This window comes from Streptococcus sp. 477 (assembly GCF_013277295.1).
Lineage (GTDB): Bacteria > Bacillota > Bacilli > Lactobacillales > Streptococcaceae > Streptococcus > Streptococcus pseudopneumoniae.
This window is the reverse complement of sequence record NZ_VMMQ01000110.1, coordinates 1-576: the sequence shown is the minus strand read 5'-3', so window position 1 is coordinate 576 and position 576 is coordinate 1. Positions and strand designations below refer to the sequence as shown.

1 pseudogene is annotated in these 576 nt (G+C 43.8%); it reads right to left on the bottom strand.

Annotated features, from left to right (window positions below):
- Nucleotides 1–576: pseudogene (locus tag HT691_RS10990) on the bottom strand (IS66 family transposase); the annotation flags it as partial.

Genomic DNA, 576 nt, shown 5'->3' with positions numbered 1-576 from the left:
ATGGTGGTACAGCGTGATTCCTTGCTTCTCAGCTTTCCCAGACAAAAAAGTCCAATAGTAGGTCAGATGGCTATCACTCTCTAGCACCCTATAAGAAGTTTCATCCGCATGAAGTAAGGGCTGAGTCAATAGTCTCTCTCGCAAGAGGTTATAGAGGGGCTCCAAATAGTATTGACTCGCCTTGATATGCCAATTAGAGATTTCCTTACGTGTGATTGGTAAACCCATCCTAGCCCAATCTTCTTCTTGGCGATAATTGGGGACCTTCAGATTAAACTTCTGATGGATGGTGTGAGCGATAATAGAAGCTGAGCCAAGGCTATGCGCCAAAGGGGCTTTAGGGATAGGAGCTTTCACAATTTTATCACTCGGATTTTTCTCACTGCATGCTTGGCATTTGTAAGAGTGTTGGATATGATCTATGCGTTTTAATTGCGCAGGAATAAAGACTAATTCTTGGCCTTGAAGACTCGCTCCAATCTCTTTTAGCTCTCCCTGACAGTCAGGGCAAATGCAATCCTCTAAGCGATGATGAACTTCTTCTGAATCGAATTGGGCAAGAAGAGCTTGACGTTT